Here is a 19,007-nt window from a genome sequence, read left to right as displayed (position 1 = left end):
GCTAAAACTTCGGGTTGACCTGCGCACGAAGCACAGCACAGTTGGTCGTTTACAATGTGGGTGAGGAATTTCTTTTCACCACAGCCTGGGCAAGGCCGAGGATAACGCATCCCGTAGTAGCAATTGGGACAGATCGTCTTCCCTTGCAGGTGTAGGGCTATGGGTTGAAGACGTTGACAGCCGAAACAATCAGCCTTGGGACGCTCATAGCAGCGATTGCAGACCAACGTTCCGTCTAAAGCATTCTTAACAGAGGTTGTCTCCTGACAGCGATGGCATGCGCCAAAGGAGCGTGGATCGAGCCTCCAACACGGTCTGCAAAAGTACTGTCCATCAAGGTTTTTATGGATGGGTCGCCGTTGCCCGCAGCCAACACATGGTCTCGCTCGATAATTTTTCTCGCATCGAGAACAGTGGCGACCTCCTTGAGGAGCTCGATGCGGCAACTGCATCTTTCGGCCACAACTCTCACATCCCGGCACCACAATCGCCACGGCCCCAGCCTCCCTGAGAGCAGCGGTCAAGGCTTGAACCGTCACGGGCACGTTCGGGTCCTCACCAGTCAGAATCCCGGGCCGTTTACTGATCGCGATGAACAGCCTCCGACGCGTCCGATGGACCGGCGCAATAGAATCGATCATGGCGGCCAGAACACTCGGCGCAATTTCTGGGACATAAGGCTCCAGAATCAAGACAATGTCTTGTGTCACTGTATCCATAAGGAGCTTTCGTTAGTACTTAGGCCGTCTGATCCTGGCCCGCACCGGACGCAGATCACCAATAGGCGCTTTACTACCTTCAGCCACAGCAGTCTTCGGCGCTTCGACTTCACGCCGCTCCGTCACGATCAACTCATCCTTAGAACACTCCAGCGCATCACACAGCGCAGACAACACCTCCAGACTAATGCGGCGAGGTGGCGTTGTGACCAACCGATACACTTGCTCCCGCGACAGCTCAACGCCTCGCTCGGCCAATAAAGGGCGAAGATCAGTCGTTTGGAATAGCCCTTTCGAAGCCATAATGGCTCGAAGGTTCCACGTAGTATGAAGCTCAATCATTCCTACCCCTCCTCCTCCTCGGTAATTTTTCGCAGCGCCTGGGCCAAAATTCTATTCTTGAAATCTCCACTCACGGAGGTATAAATCGAGGTGGTAGACGAGTGCTGGTGCCCCACTTGTTCCTGCACGAAGCGGTCAGCATACCCATGTTCAATCAAATGCGTGACATACGAATGCCTCAGACTGTGCAACGTCAGCTCTTCCGGCAACCCAGCTTCGGCACGAAGCTCGGCAAATCGGCGATCAAGATAACCCCCAGAGATGCGAGTCCGTCGCTCGGTAACCCAAATAGCATCGAGTTCTCCTGGATCAAACCGATCACGGCCTTGTTCAACCCACTGCCGCATACCCGGTACCCACCAATCGAATTCTGGCACGAGCAAAACAGTACGACGTCGAGGTGCACCGCCGCCGGCGGCCTTGCCCCATCGCACATGCAAAGCCGCATAACGTCCCCACTGTTTAGCTTCGGGATTGTAGTGCAGATCCGCAAGATCCAACTGGGCTAACTCATTTCGTCGTAGCCCAAAAGCATAAGCTGTTTTGAATATCTGAGAGTCTCGAAGCGCGGCCAGCGCGCCCTTCTTCCCTGACGCAGCGAGTTCTTCGACTTTGGCATCGGCCGTGTCAAATAGGGTTTCAACCTCGTCGAAGGACAGAGGACGACGTTTTCCAGACCCCTCATATTGAGCCTTATGTGCCACCGTATTCCAGGACAGACAAACCTGTACCGGGTGGCTACCAAACTGGTTTTCACAAATCTCCACCCAGTCATAATTCGGATCAATCAAATACGCACAGAACGTCTTAATAGCATTGTGATTGTGCCGCATAGTTGAAAGCGACTTGAGCCGTTGATCTGGCCCCGAAATAAACTCTTCGACATCTTGAGCATTCCACTCCCACGGCATCCTTCCAGAAAACTCCTGCAACCGCAGGATCAGACGCCGCCGAGTCGCAATAGTCGTGGAACGCAGCCCCCGACTGCGCTGTTGGCTTTCCCAACCACCAAGCATGGCCTCAAACACCGTCGCTTCCGGCGTCACAAACGCCACATTGGACGAGTCCGACACGGCGCGAAGAGTCCGCATTAAATCATCTGAATGTTGCACCACATACAACAATGTAAGGGCGCATGCATCAACGGTCAATAGCCGACCGAGAAGACTTGAACTACACTGGGTAAACTGCCCTCGCAAATGAGAATGATCGCTTATTGCCGAGTCAAAGAATGATTGCGAGTTGCATTTCGCACAACAGTCGACGGTTCATGACGCGGGTCGACATTTCCCCATACAGCTCGTAATTAGAGGACTTCGCGACCAGCCCGAGGCGGTCAGCGTCGGCCGCGAGTTTGAACCAGGGCGCACCCATCTCAATCCCCAGGGTTTTGGCTTCGCTGCTGCGCGCGACCGCGCAGCCATCATTATTGGACAGCACGATCACCGGGCGGGCTTCGAGCTTCGGGTCAAAGACACGTTCGCAGGAGACATAGAAGCTGTTCACGTCCACGTGTGCGATGTATTCGCCCCGCTGTGCCGGGTCGGGGGAGTCTATGTTGGTAACCATCGGTATCACTTTCGTTGATATTCGCTAAGAAGAGTTGACCCAATGACACCTTTATTGAACCCATGATCTATCTAAGCGAATTGGTTTCTTAAAATATAGAACATAGGTTTGACAGTTTGGATAAATAAATGGGTAGCCACCTCGAACTCTTCGCGAGGTGCCTACCCATAAGGTGGTTGTTATTTCTTGCTTGAGATTCGGTGAATCCATGGAGGAATCCGAGGGTGACCGGCTGTGGTTCACCGCAGCATCTTCGGGTAACAATCACAGCGACTCGGCCATATCTGGACGGCTCTGGCCTCATCGGAAAAGATTAGTAACCAATACTTTGTCGCCGATTCTGGGTTTACCAAGTGCCGGAGAAGAACTATGCCTAGCTACAGCGACGGTTCAGCAGCAGAGTGTCGGTATACACGCTGGTGGGCTGTGTTCAGAGCGAGTGCCACATGCCTGTCCAGGCAGTAGCTGTGACCATTACATCTTTTGTGCCATTAGATGGGCAACCTGATCTCATTGGCGAACCAGTCCTGCAATTGCGTCACCCAGGAGCCCCACAGGCCGGTGGCCATCAGAATTCCAAGAAGAATCAAGATGCCGCCGCCCGCGCGCATGATCGATAGCTGGTGCCGACGCAGGAACTTCATGGCACCCATTCCGCGTCGCAACCCCACTGCGATGAAAAGGAATGGCAGCCCCAGCCCCATGCAATAGAAGAATGTCAGTAAGGCGCCCTTCGCAGGGTTGGGGTCAAGGCCGGTACTCATTGTCAACACTGCGGCAAGTGTGGGTCCGATACAAGGTGCCCAACCAAGCCCGAAGGTCACACCCAGTACCGGGGCACCCCACAAGCCAGCCGGTGGTTTGCGGTGCATCTTCGCGTCGCGTTGCATGAAAGAAAATCCACCCATGAACACAATGCCCATGAAAATCACCAGCACACCGAGAAGCTGAGTGACCCAGGCACCTTCGAACCGCATCCATGCGGCGATTTGAGAAAAGACCACTCCGGCGAGCACGAAGACGGCAGTGAATCCGAGGATGAACAGAGCAATACCCGCGACCATGCGGCCACGTTTCTGCTCGACGAGATCAGCACCAGATAGCCCAGTCACGTAGCCAAGATAACCCGGAACCAAAGGAAGAACGCACGGCGACAGAAACGAGACGAGGCCGGCAAGGACGGCCACGGGAACCGCAAGCAGCAAGGATCCATCTTGGATAACCTCAGCAAAAGGGTTGCTCTGGACCGAAATTGCCAAGGTGGTGGTGAGCGGCAAATTCATCACAGCGACTCGGGGTCTGGGGAAGATCCTTACGGAAATTCACGCTAAGGACGGACCGGTATTGATTTCGTATGTGGATGTTGAAATTTGGCCTGTAGGACCATCGTTACAGCGGTTGGCGCTAAGCGTATGATCCTGGTCCCCAGCTGAGGGTGAAGTTAATGACGCTCGCGGAGGTTTTTCTCTTCGGACATGTGCCGTTCAGAATTTGACCGCACTCCGCAGAGAAATCAGCGATCACTGGCCCTTGACGGATCCGGAGTCTTGCCCGAGATGGCGGTAGAGCGTCGCGCGGCTCCACCCGACCAAGCGTGCTGCGTCCTCTGCGGTGCGTCCCCTCGCGCGGGCGTCCTTCGCGATCGCGAGCTTGTCCGCGATCACGGCCGGGTCCGAGAGCGGCCGGCCGAAACGGGTGCCCGATTGCCGGGCCGCGGCGATCCCTGCGTTGACGCGCTCAACGATCAGCTCACGCTCATACTCAGCCAAGGAAGCCAGCAGGTTCAGCATTATCCGCCCGGTCGAGGTCGCCGGGTCGATCCCGTCCGAAATAGACCGGACCTGCACACCGCGTTCGCGCAGCAGGTTCACGGTGTTCAGCACATCGATCAAGGAACGGCCGAGCCGGTCGACCCGCCAGACCACCACGGTGTCCCCGGCCTCGGCGTATTCCAGCAGCTTCTTCATCCCGGGCCGCTCGATCGCCGTCCTGCTGCCGGAGGTGACATCGGCGAACACATCCCGCTTTTGCACCCCGTCCTTGAGAAGCGCGTCGAGCTGCAACTGCGCATCCTGGCTCGAAGTACTCACACGCGTGTATCCCAAATGTCTCACATGGCCATTTTGTCTCAAAAACTCTTGGATGCCAACCTCGTAAGACGTTTTACGGCAAGACGACTTTTTGGAACAAACTGCCTCCCGGGACTTCAATGCGACCGATTGCCAAAGTTGGTGCAGTTCTTATGTCTCAAAAAGCTTTAGGTTTTCAAGACGCCTCGCGACCGTCAGCGGTTGGTCTGACCGCTTTCCCCTGTCGGTAGGTGCGCCACTGCGGTTGTAGTGCAGCGGACACCTGAGATTGAAGTCCTCTGCTTCAGGTGGGTTTCGCTTAGGCGCAGCAGGACAGTTTGGCGACGTCGGTGGTGAAGGCCTTGGCGACGATCCTGATGCCCTCGGCCATCGTCAGGTAGGGGCTCCAGGCGGCGGCGACCTGTGCGACTGTCATCCCCGCTGCGAGGATGTAGACGCCGGCGGCGGCCAGTTCCCCGGCGTCCCTGGCGACGGTGGAAATGCCCAGGATCCGTCCGGTGCCGAGCTCGGCGACGACCTTGATGAAGCCGCGGGTGTCGCGGTTGACCACGGCTCGCGGCACGTACTCCAGGGGCAGGACCCGGCACTCGCAGCGGATCCCGGCAGCGACGGCTTCCTTCTCCGTCATGCCGACCGACCCGATGGCGGGACTGGTGAAGGTGACCCGGGGCAGGTGCCGGTAGTCAACCTCGGCGACGGCGTCGGTGAACGCATTGTCCACGGCCAGGGCGCCGTGGGCCGCGGCGACGTAAACGAACTCCCGGTGTCCGGCCACGTCCCCGGCAGCCCAAATGCGCGGGTTGGACGTGGCCAGGCGGGAATCAATCACGATCTCGCCCGTGGCGCCGGTCTTCACGGCGACGGCGTCAAGATTCAACCCGTCGATGACGGGGCGTCGGCCTGTGGCCACCAGGAGCCGGGATGCCCGGAACGTTTCCCTGCCGCCGGCCACGGATGCCGAGACCAGGACCCCTCCGTTGGCGTGATCGCGCTCCACAGTCTCCGCGGAGGCCCGCCGGACCACCCGGATCCCCTCGTCGGCAAAAACTTCGGCCAATGCCTTGGATGCCTCCGGTTCCTCCTGCGAGGCCAGCCGGGAACGGACCAGCATGGTCACCCGGGAACCGAGCCGGGAGAAAAGCTGCGCCATTTCCAGGGCAACATAGCCCCCGCCCATGATCAGCATTGATTCGGGGATCTCGTCCAGTTCCATCGCCGTCGTCGAGGTCAGGTACCCTGTCTCGTCCAGTCCAGGGACGGGAGGCGTCCAGGGGGCGGAGCCGGTGGCCACGAGATAGTGGTCGGCCTCGATCGTTTTTTCGGCACCGTCCGGGGAGGCGACCCGGAGTCGGGGTTCGTCCTGGGTTCCGGTGAACGAGGCCTCCCCTTCGAGCATGGTCCACCCGTGGTCGGCGGCCAGTTCAATGTACTTTTCCGTTCGCATGCTTTCCACCAGCGCGGCCTTGCCCCGGATCAGGGCCGGCATGTCCACCGGGCCCGCCGAGGCCGCCACCCCGGGGAAGCGGGCCGCGTCCAACGCCACGTGACGTGCCTCCGCGGCGGCCAGGAGCGCCTTTGAGGGCACGCACCCGGTGTTCACGCACGTCCCGCCCACGGTGCCGCGCTCCACCATCACGACCCGCTTGCCCAGTCCGGTGGCCCGGATCGCGGCCGCAAACGCGCCGCCCCCGGAACCAACAACCGCCAAATCGAACTGTTCGTTGCTCATCAAGATACCTCTTCACTGTCGTTCAAGACTTCCCATGAACCATCATGAACCTTCCAGTACAATGGAAGGTCAAGTTGGGTGGCCACCGAAGGAGGAATCGGGGAACATGAGGATCGGACAGCTCGCGGAAGCAACAGGCACGACGACCAAGACCCTGCGGTTCTACGAGGAGTCGAGGCTACTCCCTCCCGCCGAGCGCCTGGCATCCGGCTATCGGGACTACGCCGAGGATGCCGTGGGGCAGGTCGCGTTCATCCACCGCGGACAGGCCGCCGGGCTGACCCTCGGCCAGATCCGCCAGATCCTGAAGATCCGCGAGCACGGCCAGACACCGTGCTCGCACGTCCAGGGCCTGCTCGGGCAGCGCCTCGGGGAACTCGATGCCCAGATCGCCGAACTCCTGGCCCTCCGGGAAACCATTTTCCAGCTCCACGAAAAGGCAAGCAAGCCGGAGCCGGATTCCTGCTCCGCCGACCAGGTCTGCCGCTACATCTGATCGATGTCCCACCCCGCTGGTTGCGGGTCGCGCGGCCGGGAATACCTGCCAGGCGTTAAAGGTGGGCGCCCATGGACCGCGCATCCCCACGAGGGCTTGGCGGCTTCATGGTCGCCCGTTGGACTGGCGCCGGGGCGGGCCGAAGCACCTTCCGAGGTTTGTGGCTACGACATTTAGCGTTGAAAACCACACGTTTCATCAGGCTTACGTCTGTTTGGGGTTTACCCTAACAAGTCATTTGAGGCCTAGCGCGCAATTTCACGTCGTTACTCCCGAAACCCCGACTCCTGAAGGGTATCTATCAGGGCCTTAAGCGTGGCCTTTTCGGCCGCTCCAAGGACACGTGACGCGACCCGTCCCTGTTTGTCGAGCACCAGCGTGGTGGGCACTGCCTGCAATGGGACATATTGGGTCATAGCCAGCCGGATTTCACCTTGGGTGTCTTGCACCGATGGGTATGAGATCCCAAAAATGCGCTCGAAGGCTTGTGCGGCTTCTTTCTCGTCACGGATATTGATGCCGATAAATTCGGCCTTCACTTTAACTAAGGCAGCAAGCATGCCGGCGCGCAAGCAGGTACGCCGTCCCAAGCGCTGTGCTTGGGACTCGCTGAGGGTTTTCATGTTGTCAGACTCCTGAGAGGTTTGCAGAGACGGTTTGTGAGATCGGCGCCGGTTTATACATGGTTGTAGAACTGGATTTATGCACATGCCCATGGTTTCGTGAGCTACTTGACGTAGGAGAATACTCCCATCATGCCGCGTTCCGCATGATAAGCATTGTGGCAATGTGTGAGCCATTGGCCCGGGTTATCGGCATCAAATTGGACGGTGACAGTTTCCCGTGGACGGACAATCACGGTGTCCTTTCGTGCCCCGGACTGCCCGATTTGGAAGGTATGGCCGTGGATGTGCATCGGGTGCCACATGTCGGTGTCGTTGATGAATTTCACTTCCACGCGCTGTCCTTCTTTCAGATCAAAGGTATGCTCAAAGGGCTTGGCCATGTCGAAACGATGGCCGTTGATGCCCCAGTCGTAGTTCTCCATTCCGCCGGTCAACCGCAGCTCGTGGACTTGGTCCGGCGTCTTGACCGCAAGATTCACGGAAGGGTCGGCGGTGAGCTGTCCACCGTCAACGATCTCTCCGGTCAAGGCCGTCGGGAGATCACCCTTTCTTGGGGCCGTACCTGTCCCGGTTGCAATGAGACCGTAGGCCATTTGGGCTTTCCCTTCGGCCAAGGCCAACAACGGTGTGAAACCATCTTGGATCGTCAAAAGCGCGTCGATGCGCTCTCCCATGCCCAAGACGACGGCGTCAACCTCAGCGTGAACGACCGGGAATCCATCGGTATGGGTCACGATAAGTTTCTGTTTCGGAACTCCGACCCGGTAGGCAGTGTCGCCCGCGGCGTTGACAATACGCAATCGAACTCGATCCCCGGGTTGTGCCATAAAAACCTCGGGTTTTTCGATGGTGGTGCCGTTGAACAAATGCAACGGATAGGCCACGTCACCGGCATCTCCGCCCAAAAAATCGCTGGTTGCACCCATGAGCATATGGCCCATCACCATGCCGCCGTCTTCGCTACCGTGGCTCATTCCACTCATCGGTGCCATCCCCTTAGCGAGCTCCTTCATCGCTTCATCAGGCGTTCCGGTGACACCATCAAGCCAGTCATCCAAGACGATCACCCACTCCTTGTCGTACTGCAATGGTTCTTGCGGATCATCAATGATCAGAGCGCCATAGAGGGCGCGTTCGCGCTGCATCTCGACGTGGGAGTGATACCAATACGTGCCGGGATGTGCCAGCTTGAAGTCATAGGAATAACTGGTCGCAGTCTCCACTGCCTCCTGTGTGAGTCCCGGCACGCCGTCGGCGTTGTTGCGTAAGGCAAGACCGTGCCAGTGGATGCTGGTGGATTCAGGAAGCTCATTGGTGAGGTTCAGGTTGAGCTGGTCACCGACCATGCCACGTAGTGTGGGGGCGACCAGCTTCTTGTCGTATCCCCATGTAGTGATCTTCTCTCCGGCCATTGCCGTGCTTATCGACTCTGCCTTCAGCGTTTTCGTGACCGTCTTTCCGGTACTGGGGCGCAAGTTTTCGACTTCTGCGATGAGCGGGTCGGTGGGCAGGACTCGGGACACCCCGGTGGAGTTCTGGGCCTTGGGTGCGCAGGCGCTTAGGGCAGCAGCTGCGGTCGTGGCAATGGACAGTCCAAGGAAGGAACGTCGGTTGAATTGGTAAGTCATGAAGCAGTCCTTTATGAAGTGTGAGTCTTGGGGGAGCATAGGAAAATAGAGGATGGCGGCCAGCTCGTGGCACGCAGTCAATCCAACGGATTACGGTTTTTACGCAGCCTCATGCCGCTTTGGTGGTCCGCCGTGTCTGCAATGCCGCTGGCCGCCGTCTGGTATTTCGACTCCTAGCTCTCTGATCTTGGAGGAACACGGTGCCTAAGAGCTAACCTGCAGTGATTAGAGATCGTGACCGACGTTCGGCGGGTCGTTGATCTGGCCGAAGCCTACATTTCCGGTTACTGAAGATAGCGGTGGTAGATACTGGTTGCCATTCCATCCTTGGAGAATCGCTGCTCGACGCATGTCCAACCGTGCTTCTCATAGAATTTACCTGCCCCGTTGGCACCGGCCGCGGTGGCGAGCTCGGCCAACCTAGCATGGTCCGCTGTTGCACGTTTAAGGAATGCGTCCATCAGAAAAACGCCTATTCCTTCACCACGCCGATCTGGCAACACCACAAGTGATGTAATGACAGCAGGCGACGGTATCACTCTGTCGCTGGATACCGGGCTAGCGGTGCGTCCTAGCAGACGACGGGCATAGGGACGTGCGCGGGTGCCCAGAAAATGTAGAAGTACACGTGGCCGGATGGAGAGCGCCGCGAGACCCGAGAGGAGAAGTCCCCACTTCTGGTTGGCTAGTACGTCAGCGATGTGGCGGACTTGGTTGGTCGAGCCAATTAGGAAGCCTATTGGCTGTTCATCGTCACTCACGGCGACAAGGGCAATCCCGAATCGTTCGGTGAGGAACGTTTTCATCCAACGACGTACGAAGTGGTTTCCTAAGTGGGGGAATAATCCATCTGGAAGGTAGCGGATCATGTCCGAGGCCATCCTGCTCAGGTCTTGTTCTGTGGCATCTCTGATGACGACAGGTGAGCCGGTGCCGGGATTCTTTGAGGTTATTCGGCTCATGGGGTTTTCTCGGTGAAAGTCGCTCCGTCGTCCGTGGAGTGTGAGATACCCGTACTGGTGGCCACCCAGATCCGCACGTGTCCGCCATCGTCGCCGGTGGCGGCAATGGCAGCCGGTTGCCCGGTGACGACTCCAGCAGTCTTTTGCCAAGTGCGTCCGGCATCGCGGCTGAGCTGTACCGCACCATCCGGTTCCACTCCGACGACGACCGATTTGCTGGCAAAAGCGGTCAGCAGCAGGACCGGAGCGTCTTGGGGTAAGGTCCAGGTTTTCCCGCCATCTTCAGAACGGTGTACTCCTTGTTCGGTGGTGGCCAGCACGACTTGGGACAGCGGGCTTCCGGCGAGATGATAGGGCTGGATGCCGGCATCTATGTTGTTCCATGTGACCGTGTCATCGGTCACCCGCAGTGTGCCGTCAAAACCGATGACGCTCTCGCCGGTGACGGCCAAGGCGTGGAAATCGGATTTGCCTTGAAGAGAGAGCGGTTCCCACGTGGACCCGCCATCAGTTGATCGGATCAAACCCGCCGGGTCGGGCAGACCGGTCTCAGTCGACGGGTGCCCGGAAGCGTAATACTCGTCTTTTCCGGCGGTGGCGAATCCCATCAGGTCAATGGTGGGCCCGATTTTCTGCGGTTCGTCAGCTGTGGCATCGAAGAGTCCCTCATGGGTGGCCAAATGGATGCGCCCGGAATCCGGGTCAACGCTCATGCCGTGGACGTGGCTGAAGACTGCGACGCTGGCAGCTTCTTGCGCAGCGGGTCCTTCGCTGATTGACTGCGTGCAGCCCGTGAGTAGGGCCATAGAGAGCGCGGCGACGGACAAGACTGCGCGTTTTTGAGCGCGCAAAAGTGAGTTCTGTGTAAGCATGGTGGTTCCTTGAATCAATCAGAAGTGCTGCTCAGATGGGTCAGGGGAGGCGGCACCCTAGGCAGCAGCGGCAACGTGGAGTCTTTAGAGGTCGGCTAGCAGGGTCTTCATGGCCTGAATTTCGGTTCCCTGGCTGGAGACAACATCCTTAGCCAGCTCGACGGCTGCAGGATTCGATCCGTTGGCGACTTCGTCCTCAGCCATAGTGATGGCCCCCTCATGGTGGGCGATCATTTGGGTCAGGAACAACCGCGAAGCTTCGGTGCCCTGGGTGGCTTCGAGGTTGGAAAGGTCCTCCGGGGTCATCATCCCGTCCATCTCATGGCTTCCGGACATCTTCATAGGCTCGCCCCAGGTCTGGAGCCAGTCGTTCATTTTCTTGATTTCCGGCCCCTGGGCGGCTTTGATGTCCTGGGCAAGCTCGGTAACCCGGGGATCCAGGTTTTTCTTGGCCAGCATGATGTCGCTCATCTGGACAGCCTGTTCGTGATGAGGCGTCATCATCTGCGCGAACATGGCATCGGCACTATTGTGGTCGGCTGCAGCATCGGAGGCCGACGTCGGCATGCTGCCATGATCCATGCCGGACATAGTGCTTTCAGGTTCGGTGGTGCCAGCGTCCGTGGAGCATCCGGACAGGACGAGTGCTGCTGCAAGAGCGGTTGCCGAAATGGAAGTCAGGCGTTTCATGTGGGTATTCCTTCAAAGTGTTCTCAAACGGGGTATCCATCAATACCCGGCCAAGACGGCACACAAGGGTGCGCACGAATAGCCGGAGCTCTCCCCGGTATGGGGAAAGCGGCCGGCGTTTTTATGTGCGACTGATAGAGAGTTCGATGAGTGAGGGAGTCCACGGCAACCGGTTTGCCGGTGCAGGCATGACTGGCGGGGCGCGCAGCCCCTTGCCAGGAATAATGAACCAACGCTTAGGAAGAAACCACAAGACGGCCAGGACAATGACTATGAGTACGCACATGGCAGCCATGAGATGATGTTCGCCATTGCATGGCCCGTAGCAGGTACTATCTGCCTCGCCACCGACCGTCCCATCTGTGGCCATTACGGGTGGACCGTGATCGTGGGAGACTGCTTGGTGTGCAGAGGTCGCGCTCAGACCAGCAGTATCTGGCGCTTGGTGGGACGTTCCTAAGACATGCATCCCCAAGATTCCGAGGATGATTCCGGCCAAACCCAGCATAAGAATAACCGGGCGGCGGCCAGCAGGATTGTCCGGTGCAGAGACAAGCAGAGACAGGAAACGACGAGGCGTCATAACCTGATTCATCGCATCCTGCCTTTCCACCTGAGTGAAGGTTTTTCATCTCAAGGGTACTGGCGCATCCTGTGCCCGGCAAAAGAAAGCGCTTGAAACTGGTCTAGTGTGATTAATGTATGGTGTCTGGATCGAGATTGATGCGTCGCAGCAATTGGGCGTTGAGCGCGACCACGATGGTGGACAGGGACATCAGGATCGCTGCGATGGCCGGAGAGATCGACACCCCAGCAAACGCCAGTGCTCCGGCAGCCAGCGGGACCGCAATCACGTTATAGCCGGTGGCCCACGCCAGGTTCTGGATCATCTTGCGGTAGCTGGCTCTGGATAGTTCCAGCATAGACATCACCGCCCGCGGGTCGTTGCCGGCCAAGACAACCCCCGCCGATTCTATTGCCACATCGGTGCCGGCACCGATGGCAATGCCAACCTCGGCCCGAGCCAGTGCTGGGGAGTCGTTGACCCCGTCCCCGACCATGGCCACTTTCAGGCCGCGGGCCTGCAGCTCGGCAACCTTCTTATCCTTGTCCTGGGGCAGGACTTGGGCGAAGACCTCGTCGATGCCCAGCTTTCCAGCCACTGCTTCGGCGACCTGCTGCGCATCACCGGTGATCATCGCGACTTTGAGGCCCCGGGACTGCAACGCGGCAACGGCCTGGCGGGAATCGGCGCGGATCTCATCTTCCAAACTCAGGGCACCAATCACTTGCCCAGCACGAACCACGTGGAGTACGGAGGCGCCTCGCTCGACCCAAGGCTGAGTCTGCTCCTGCAGTTCTCGCGGGATCGTCAGGGCTTGGGAGTCAAGCAAGTTCGGTCCGCCGATCATGATGTCGGCTCCATCGACGTTGGCGGTCACGCCACGCCCGGTCAGCGAGGTAAATTCGGTTGCAGTCGGAATCCGGATGTCTCGGGCCCGGGCCGCTGCGACGATAGCCCGGGCCGAGGGATGTTCGCTGTCCGCCTCAACTGCGGCCGCCAGTGCCAGCAAGTCGTTATCGCTGAGACCAGGGGCTGTGGCAATGCCGGTCAGAGCAGGCTGGCCCAGAGTTAGAGTGCCGGTTTTGTCGAAGAGGACCACATCGATGGTGCGCATCCGTTCCAAGGCCATGCGGTTCTTGATCAGCACTCCAGCCCGTGCCGCCCGTTCGGTGGAGATCGCGATGACCAGTGGAATGGCAAGGCCCAGTGCGTGCGGGCAGGCGATGACCAGAACGGTGACGGTGCGGATAACCGCCTCGTTGGGACTGCCCAGGAGCACCCAGGTGAGGAAAGTGATGATGCCGGCGCCCAGAGCGAAGTAGAACAGAAAAGCCGCTGCACGGTCCGCTAGCGCTTGGGCTTTCGAGGAGGAGGCCTGGGCCTCAGAGACCAGACGCTGGATTCCGGCTAGAGCGGTATCTGACCCGACGGCTGCCACCTTGATGCGCAGGGAGCTGTCCGTGGCCACAGTGCCGGCCACTACGCTGTCTCCGGGACCTCGCGGTACGGTCTTGGATTCGCCGGTGATCATCGATTCGTCCAGTTCCGCTTGGCCTTCGGTGATTTCCCCGTCAGCAGGCAGCCGGCTACCGGAGCGGACCAGTACGATATCGCCGACGGATAGATCGCTGATTCGTACTGTGTCCGTGCCCTCTGCGGTGACGCGTTCGGCTTCATCAGGTAGCAGTTCTGCCAGAGCATCTAGTGCGCCGCGCGCCGAGCCTAGGGCGCGCATCTCGATCCAGTGGCCCAGAAGCATGATCACTACCAGCAGGGCCAGTTCCCACCAGAAGTCGAGGTTGAAGTTGCCGATGCCTAGCGTGGTGATCCACGAGGAGAGAAAGGCGATAGTGATTGCCAGCGTGATCAGCAGCATCATTCCAGGCTGCTTGCTGCGCAGTTCTTTCCAGCCGCCCTTCAGGAAGGGCAGTCCTCCGTAGAACAAGATCACCGATCCGAGCACCGGAGCGATCCAGGCGGCGCCGGGGAAGTCCGGGATCTGATAGCCGAAGAGGTGGGCGAACATCGGGCTGAAAATTACCACCGGGATTGAGAGTGCCAGGCTCAGCCAGAACTTATTCTTGAACATCGCGGTACTGTGTCCTGCGTGCTCGCCGTGGCTGTGGACGGCGTGTTCATCGTCAACTGCCGAATGCGCATGGCCAGCCGGCGTCGCCTGGCCATGAGTCGGCTGTTCAGACATCGGGTGTCCCGTGTGACTGTCTTTGGATGCGAGAGTGCGACCCCCGTGCCCAGGGGAGACTGAGTGGCCGTGTTCCCGGTTCTCCGGTGCGTGGTTCATGATGGCTTCCCTCCTGGACCCCCGAGGGCGGCCTCGAATTCTCGTCTGAATACGCCGGCCCTAACACTGGCGGCAACCGCCCGTTAAGTCCCGCGTAGGTTCAGAATATACCCCATGGGGGTATAAATCGAGTTTTCTGACAAGACTCATCTGTCCACTCGTGCCCAACAACAGACGATTAGCCGATGGCCGCCAACAGCAGGGCACAAGCTTTTTCGCACCGGCGGCAAGCTTCAGCGCAGACCTGGCAATGCTCGTGCATGCCAGCATGCTTCTCGCATTCGGTGGCACACTGCTGGCAGGCTGTCCGGCAGGCTTCAAGCATTGCCTTGACTGCCGATGGGTTCTGGCCGGTTTGGCGGGTCAGCACGTTGACGGTGGCGTTGCAGATATCGGCGCAGTCGAGATTGGTCCGGATGCAGAGACGCAACTCGGCGACCATGTCTTCGGCCAAGCACGCGTCGGCACACGCGGTACAGCTCTGGGCGCATTCGAAACAGGCGGCGATACAGTCCGCAAGCTTTTGAAGGACCGGGTCATTGGGTTTGTTGGGGTGGGTTTTCAGCATGGAGATGATGTGACTCATTGATTTTGCTCCTTAGTCTCGATGGATACCGCGGACGCTACCACTTTGAGATCGTGAACTGAAGCCTTTAAGCAACTTGTACAGTAGCGCAACAAACACGACCCCGCATGAGCGTCGGATACACAAATTTCAGCGATGGCGCATAGCTGTTTCCTTACCGTTAATGCAGCATCGTTTCCAAGAGTGAGTATGTCTGCTGCCGGGGTATCGGAAAGGTTATGGATCGAGTCCACGAGCAGTACCACCGGTCAGCTTAAGCACCGCCAAGAACCGTAAATCTTGGTGCCGAGGAAGAAGAAATTTGCAACTATATAGCTTCTCGGGTCCAGGGTCCGGTGACTGCATACTTGGAAGCCCAGCGGGAGAAGGAACTGGGCGAGATCATCGCTGCGGAGAATTTGAAGCCGGAAGAAACAGCCCAGTTCATCGATGCTGCGTTCCGTGAGGGAAGCATTCGGGCCTCGGGAACAGCGATCACCAAGGTCTTGCCTCCGGTGTCTCGTTTTTCAAAGGAGAAGAACCATGGGGAGAAGAAACGGCGGGTGGTGCAGAAGCTTGGGGAGTTCTTTGAGAGGTTCTTTGGGTTGGTCTCGAAAAGATAGGGATGGCTGAGGTCGGACGGTGGCGCACTGACCGTCCCATAATCGGTCGTTTTAGGTTTATTGGAGCCAACGAACCAACGTGGTATTTGCCGCGTCGTTAGGCAATGTAGCATCCCGCGGTGCCTGCGAGATGCGTCAGCGCGAAAATGGGGATTCTCAGTTATACACAATACGAACTTAGCTCCGGACTCCGCTAGTCAGGAGGGGCGACGTAAGACATCGGACGTGGTGGGCACCTTCCGAAGTCCTGAGGAATCGCCCATATTCGGAGAGCCAAAACGTAGCACTGTGAGCAGCACGAATTTTTTGGGGACCGGTGTCGACCGGTGGCTCGCTGATGGCCGATCCTCGACTGCGGTTAGCACTCCACGACGTTGACGGCTAGGCCGCCCATGGCGGTTTCCTTGTACTTGTCGCTCATGTCCTTGCCGGTTTCGCGCATGGTGATGATGACTTCGTCCAGGCTCACGTGGTGTTCACCGTCGCCCATGAGCGCCATCTTCGCCGCGTTGACCGCCTTGGAAGCGGCAATGGCGTTGCGCTCGATGCATGGAATCTGCACCAGGCCGCCAATGGGATCGCAGGTGAGGCCAAGGTTGTGCTCCATGGCGATCTCCGCAGCGTTTTCCACCTGGGCGGGGGTGCCGCCGAGCACCTCGGCCAGGCCGCCGGCGGCCATGGAAGATGCCGAACCGACCTCACCCTGGCAGCCGACCTCGGCGCCTGAGATAGATGCCTGCTCTTTGTAGAGCACGCCGACGGCGCCGGCGGTGAGCAGGAAGCGGACAATCGCGTCGTGCTTTTCCTCTTCGTTCCAGTACTTGGCGCCCGGAGCGTAGTGGATGGCGTAGAAGAGCACCGCCGGGATGATGCCCGCGGCGCCGTTGGTTGGTGCGGTGACCACACGTCCGCCGGAGGCGTTCTCCTCGTTGACCGCCAGGGCAACCAGGTTGATCCATTCCTGCCAGTAGACGGGGTCGCGGTCCTTGTCCTCCTTTTCAGGCGCTCATGCCATTCGGGCGCGCGGCGGCGGACCTTCAGACCGCCGGGCAGCACGTCGCTGCGCTCCAAGGCTGAATCCTTGCAGGCTTCCATGACCTCGTAGATGTGGATCAGGCCGGAGCGGATCTCTTCGGTGCTGCGGTAGGCCTCTTCGTTGGCCATCATGATCTCAGCAATTGACTTGCCGGTGGCGGCGCAGTGTTCCAGTAACTTGGCCGCGGTGGTGAAGGGGTACGGCTGCTGCTTGACCTTCTCTTCGAGGTTCGCTTCGAGGCGTTCCTCGGCGCCTTCGCGCACAATGAAGCCGCCGCCCACGGAGAAGAAGGTCTCGTTGGCCAGCTCGTTGCCCTCGGCGTCCAGGGCGATGAACTTGACGCCATTGGTGTGGCGCGGCAGGACCGTCAGCGGGTGCTGAATCATGTCCTCGACCTTGTAGCCGATGTCCTTGCGGGCATCCAGCTGCTCAGCAAGGCGCAGGATGCCGGTGGCCGCCATGTCCGCCAGGCGGTCGTCGACCTGGGTGGGCAGCACGGTCTCAGGCTCATAGCCTTCCAGGCCGAGCATGATCGCGGTGAAGGTGCCGTGGCCCTTGCCCGTGGCCGCCAGCGAACCGTAGACGTCGACGCGGATGGACGCCAGGGCATCAAGCTGGTTTTCGCGCACTACGTGTGCGATGAACGCGTGCGCTGCACGCATTGGCCCTACGGTGTGGCTGGACGAAGGTCCGATGCCTACCGAAAAGAGATCGAATACGCTAACCGCCATGGCGGGTCACATCCTTAGAAACTTTGGGTATCCAGGTTTACTCAGACCGGATCAGCGGTGGGGGTGGCAGGCTTGCTTCTGCCGGGTGCCGAGCCGGGATTCAGCAGGCCAGCCAAAGCCCATGGCAACACCTGATCTCATAAGCAAACAACTGCTCCGTGTTGCACCCGGCACCCCAGTAAGCAATGATTAATCTTGAGAATTTCTCCAGTTGCGGAGTGCAGAAGAGTCCGTAACGAGCTCGCCAAGTCCTTGTTGATTCATCGCATCAAGGCCCAGATTTGTACGGGATCTTGAGTCAGAGGCATTGCTGCTTTGAGGACGAAGAAGCGAATTAGCTAGATGTAAGAGTGATGCGGCAACTGGCATCTGGACACCTGCGATCTCCCCTAGAGTCAATAGTGGTACAAGGCCAGTCTGCGAGTCTTCCACCAGGAAACGATGAGTTAGCGTCGTAGGTGCGATGACTCCTTCGTAAGCTGCGGTTCCCTGTATAGCCGTATGCAGATTCCCGGCAGGGGCACCCAGCGAACCCACTAAATAGTCAACTGTGGACGAAGCCTGTATTCCGAAAGCCTCGGCAGTTTCCAACCGCTCGCGGTCTAACTGCTCAATCACTGCGGCAACACTGGGCGTTGCACCATCTATATAGAATCTGAACTTTTCATCATTCTCGATGCGTGCCGCGTTGAATACCATTGGAACCACATGCAGTGAGAATCCGACGTTGTCGAACCCCGTTGACAGAATGCTATGAACCGCCGATAAATTAAGCTCGGGTACTTGATTCAAGATAGCGTCGATGGAATTTCCCGGAAGGCACGAGACAGAAACCTTCTTCTTCCGGCTGGAAATTGTTACTTTTCCGTCGTGCGCAGCACGGCAGCCAAACGGAGTGGTCGAAGTTTCAGCGACAAGAACGTCTGGGCCGCCGTTTAGCGCGATTTTTCGGGCAACTTCTAAGGCGCCGAGAGTTCCAGGTGAGAGCAGAAGAATATTCTGGGATGGTTCGAGTAATGGAGCGAGGCCTTGAGCGATGTGCCCGAGCGCATTGCCAACGGTGCAAATGATGATGAGTTCTGCGCCGATCACGGCCTCGGCCAGATCAGTAGTTGTTAGTTTGATAGTTCCAGTGCCTTGAATGGCTCCTTGCAACTCGATTTCGCCATGTTGCGAAACTGGAAGCAGCCAGCGTTGCACCTCGTCAGGTGCATTTCTATTCCAAAGTCGAATCGTGTGTCCAGACATTCCGAGAAAGCCTGCAACGGCATGACCCAGGTTGCCTGCTCCTATTACAGTGATCGTTGTCATGGTGCCTTCGTGGTTTGTGGCTGATTGGCCGAATGGGGACTTTTGTTCCATTGGGTGATGATCAACCGATGGTTTATGTGCACTTTTGGTATTTATCGCCATGATGCGCTGCCTGCTGTCCTCGGATACCTGAGGATGCCAGGCAGCGCAT

Annotated in this window: 15 protein-coding genes and 3 pseudogenes; 2 read left to right on the top strand and 16 right to left on the bottom strand. The window is 58.5% G+C overall.

The genetic code is table 11. The annotated features are described in order from the left end of the window. Nucleotides 1-731: 731 nt before the first annotated feature. From ATC04_RS14840 to merA, 6 genes and pseudogenes are all read right to left on the bottom strand, one after another. Nucleotides 732-1,061: a helix-turn-helix transcriptional regulator gene (locus ATC04_RS14840; RefSeq protein ID WP_047118356.1), complete on the bottom strand. Its 330-nt coding sequence runs from the start codon at nucleotides 1,059-1,061 to the stop codon at nucleotides 732-734. A gap of 2 nt (nucleotides 1,062-1,063) precedes the next feature. Next, nucleotides 1,064-2,176, bottom strand: coding sequence for a tyrosine-type recombinase/integrase (locus ATC04_RS14835; protein ID WP_231735996.1), 1,113 nt, complete (start codon nucleotides 2,174-2,176; stop codon nucleotides 1,064-1,066). Nucleotides 2,177-2,330: 154 nt separating this feature from the next. After that, a pseudogene (locus tag ATC04_RS14830) lies at nucleotides 2,331-2,630 on the bottom strand (DNA polymerase V subunit UmuC); the annotation flags it as partial. Nucleotides 2,631-3,121: 491 nt separating this feature from the next. After that, on the bottom strand, nucleotides 3,122-3,913 hold the full coding sequence (locus ATC04_RS14825) for a cytochrome c biogenesis protein CcdA (RefSeq protein ID WP_047118359.1): 792 nt from the start codon (nucleotides 3,911-3,913) through the stop codon (nucleotides 3,122-3,124). Nucleotides 3,914-4,150: 237 nt separating this feature from the next. Further along, a complete protein-coding gene (locus tag ATC04_RS14820; protein ID WP_047118360.1) occupies nucleotides 4,151-4,744 on the bottom strand; it encodes a recombinase family protein in 594 nt (197 codons plus the stop codon). Between the two features lie 274 nt (nucleotides 4,745-5,018). Next, nucleotides 5,019-6,449: a mercury(II) reductase gene (gene merA / locus ATC04_RS14815; protein ID WP_047118361.1), complete on the bottom strand. Its 1,431-nt coding sequence runs from the start codon at nucleotides 6,447-6,449 to the stop codon at nucleotides 5,019-5,021. Between the two features lie 106 nt (nucleotides 6,450-6,555). Between merA and ATC04_RS14810 the strand changes: the two genes are divergently transcribed. Continuing rightward, entirely contained in the window at nucleotides 6,556-6,945 is a 390-nt protein-coding gene (locus tag ATC04_RS14810) for a heavy metal-responsive transcriptional regulator (RefSeq protein WP_047118362.1), read from the top strand. A gap of 266 nt (nucleotides 6,946-7,211) precedes the next feature. Here ATC04_RS14810 and ATC04_RS14805 read toward each other — a convergent pair. The 8 genes and pseudogenes from ATC04_RS14805 to ATC04_RS14780 form a co-directional block, all read right to left on the bottom strand. Beyond that, nucleotides 7,212-7,481, bottom strand: a pseudogene (locus ATC04_RS14805) (TlpA disulfide reductase family protein); the annotation flags it as partial. 191 nt (nucleotides 7,482-7,672) lie between these two features. Continuing rightward, nucleotides 7,673-9,199, bottom strand: a complete 1,527-nt coding sequence (locus ATC04_RS14800) for a multicopper oxidase family protein (protein ID WP_038992533.1) — start codon at nucleotides 9,197-9,199, stop codon at nucleotides 7,673-7,675. Between the two features lie 284 nt (nucleotides 9,200-9,483). Continuing rightward, on the bottom strand, nucleotides 9,484-10,161 hold the full coding sequence (locus tag ATC04_RS18975) for a GNAT family N-acetyltransferase (protein ID WP_047118363.1): 678 nt from the start codon (nucleotides 10,159-10,161) through the stop codon (nucleotides 9,484-9,486). After that, the gene (locus ATC04_RS14795) at nucleotides 10,158-11,033 is read right to left on the bottom strand and encodes a F510_1955 family glycosylhydrolase (RefSeq protein ID WP_047118364.1); all 876 of its coding nucleotides are present in this window, start codon (nucleotides 11,031-11,033) and stop codon (nucleotides 10,158-10,160) included. The genes ATC04_RS18975 and ATC04_RS14795 overlap by 4 nt, the downstream gene beginning before the upstream one ends. A gap of 84 nt (nucleotides 11,034-11,117) precedes the next feature. Next, on the bottom strand, nucleotides 11,118-11,723 hold the full coding sequence (locus ATC04_RS14790) for a DUF305 domain-containing protein (RefSeq protein WP_047118365.1): 606 nt from the start codon (nucleotides 11,721-11,723) through the stop codon (nucleotides 11,118-11,120). 121 nt (nucleotides 11,724-11,844) lie between these two features. Beyond that, nucleotides 11,845-12,231, bottom strand: coding sequence for a DUF6153 family protein (locus ATC04_RS19925; protein WP_082123833.1), 387 nt, complete (start codon nucleotides 12,229-12,231; stop codon nucleotides 11,845-11,847). A gap of 187 nt (nucleotides 12,232-12,418) precedes the next feature. Continuing rightward, entirely contained in the window at nucleotides 12,419-14,491 is a 2,073-nt protein-coding gene (locus ATC04_RS14785) for a copper-translocating P-type ATPase (protein ID WP_231735995.1), read from the bottom strand. A gap of 277 nt (nucleotides 14,492-14,768) precedes the next feature. Then, entirely contained in the window at nucleotides 14,769-15,176 is a 408-nt protein-coding gene (locus tag ATC04_RS14780) for a four-helix bundle copper-binding protein (protein WP_038992381.1), read from the bottom strand. Between the two features lie 335 nt (nucleotides 15,177-15,511). Between ATC04_RS14780 and ATC04_RS14775 the strand changes: the two genes are divergently transcribed. Continuing rightward, entirely contained in the window at nucleotides 15,512-15,778 is a 267-nt protein-coding gene (locus ATC04_RS14775) for a hypothetical protein (protein ID WP_047118367.1), read from the top strand. A 358-nt stretch (nucleotides 15,779-16,136) separates the two neighbouring features. Here ATC04_RS14775 and ATC04_RS14770 read toward each other — a convergent pair. Beyond that, a pseudogene (locus ATC04_RS14770) lies at nucleotides 16,137-17,545 on the bottom strand (L-serine ammonia-lyase). A gap of 189 nt (nucleotides 17,546-17,734) precedes the next feature. Beyond that, the gene (locus ATC04_RS18965; RefSeq protein WP_082123794.1) at nucleotides 17,735-18,958 is read right to left on the bottom strand and encodes an NAD/NADP-dependent octopine/nopaline dehydrogenase family protein; all 1,224 of its coding nucleotides are present in this window, start codon (nucleotides 18,956-18,958) and stop codon (nucleotides 17,735-17,737) included. Between the last annotated feature and the right edge of the window lie 49 nt (nucleotides 18,959-19,007).

Source organism: Arthrobacter sp. YC-RL1 (assembly GCF_001454985.1).
Classification (GTDB): domain Bacteria; phylum Actinomycetota; class Actinomycetes; order Actinomycetales; family Micrococcaceae; genus Glutamicibacter; species Glutamicibacter soli.
Note: the sequence above shows the minus strand (reverse complement) of the source record. Positions and strands in the feature narration are given on the sequence as shown.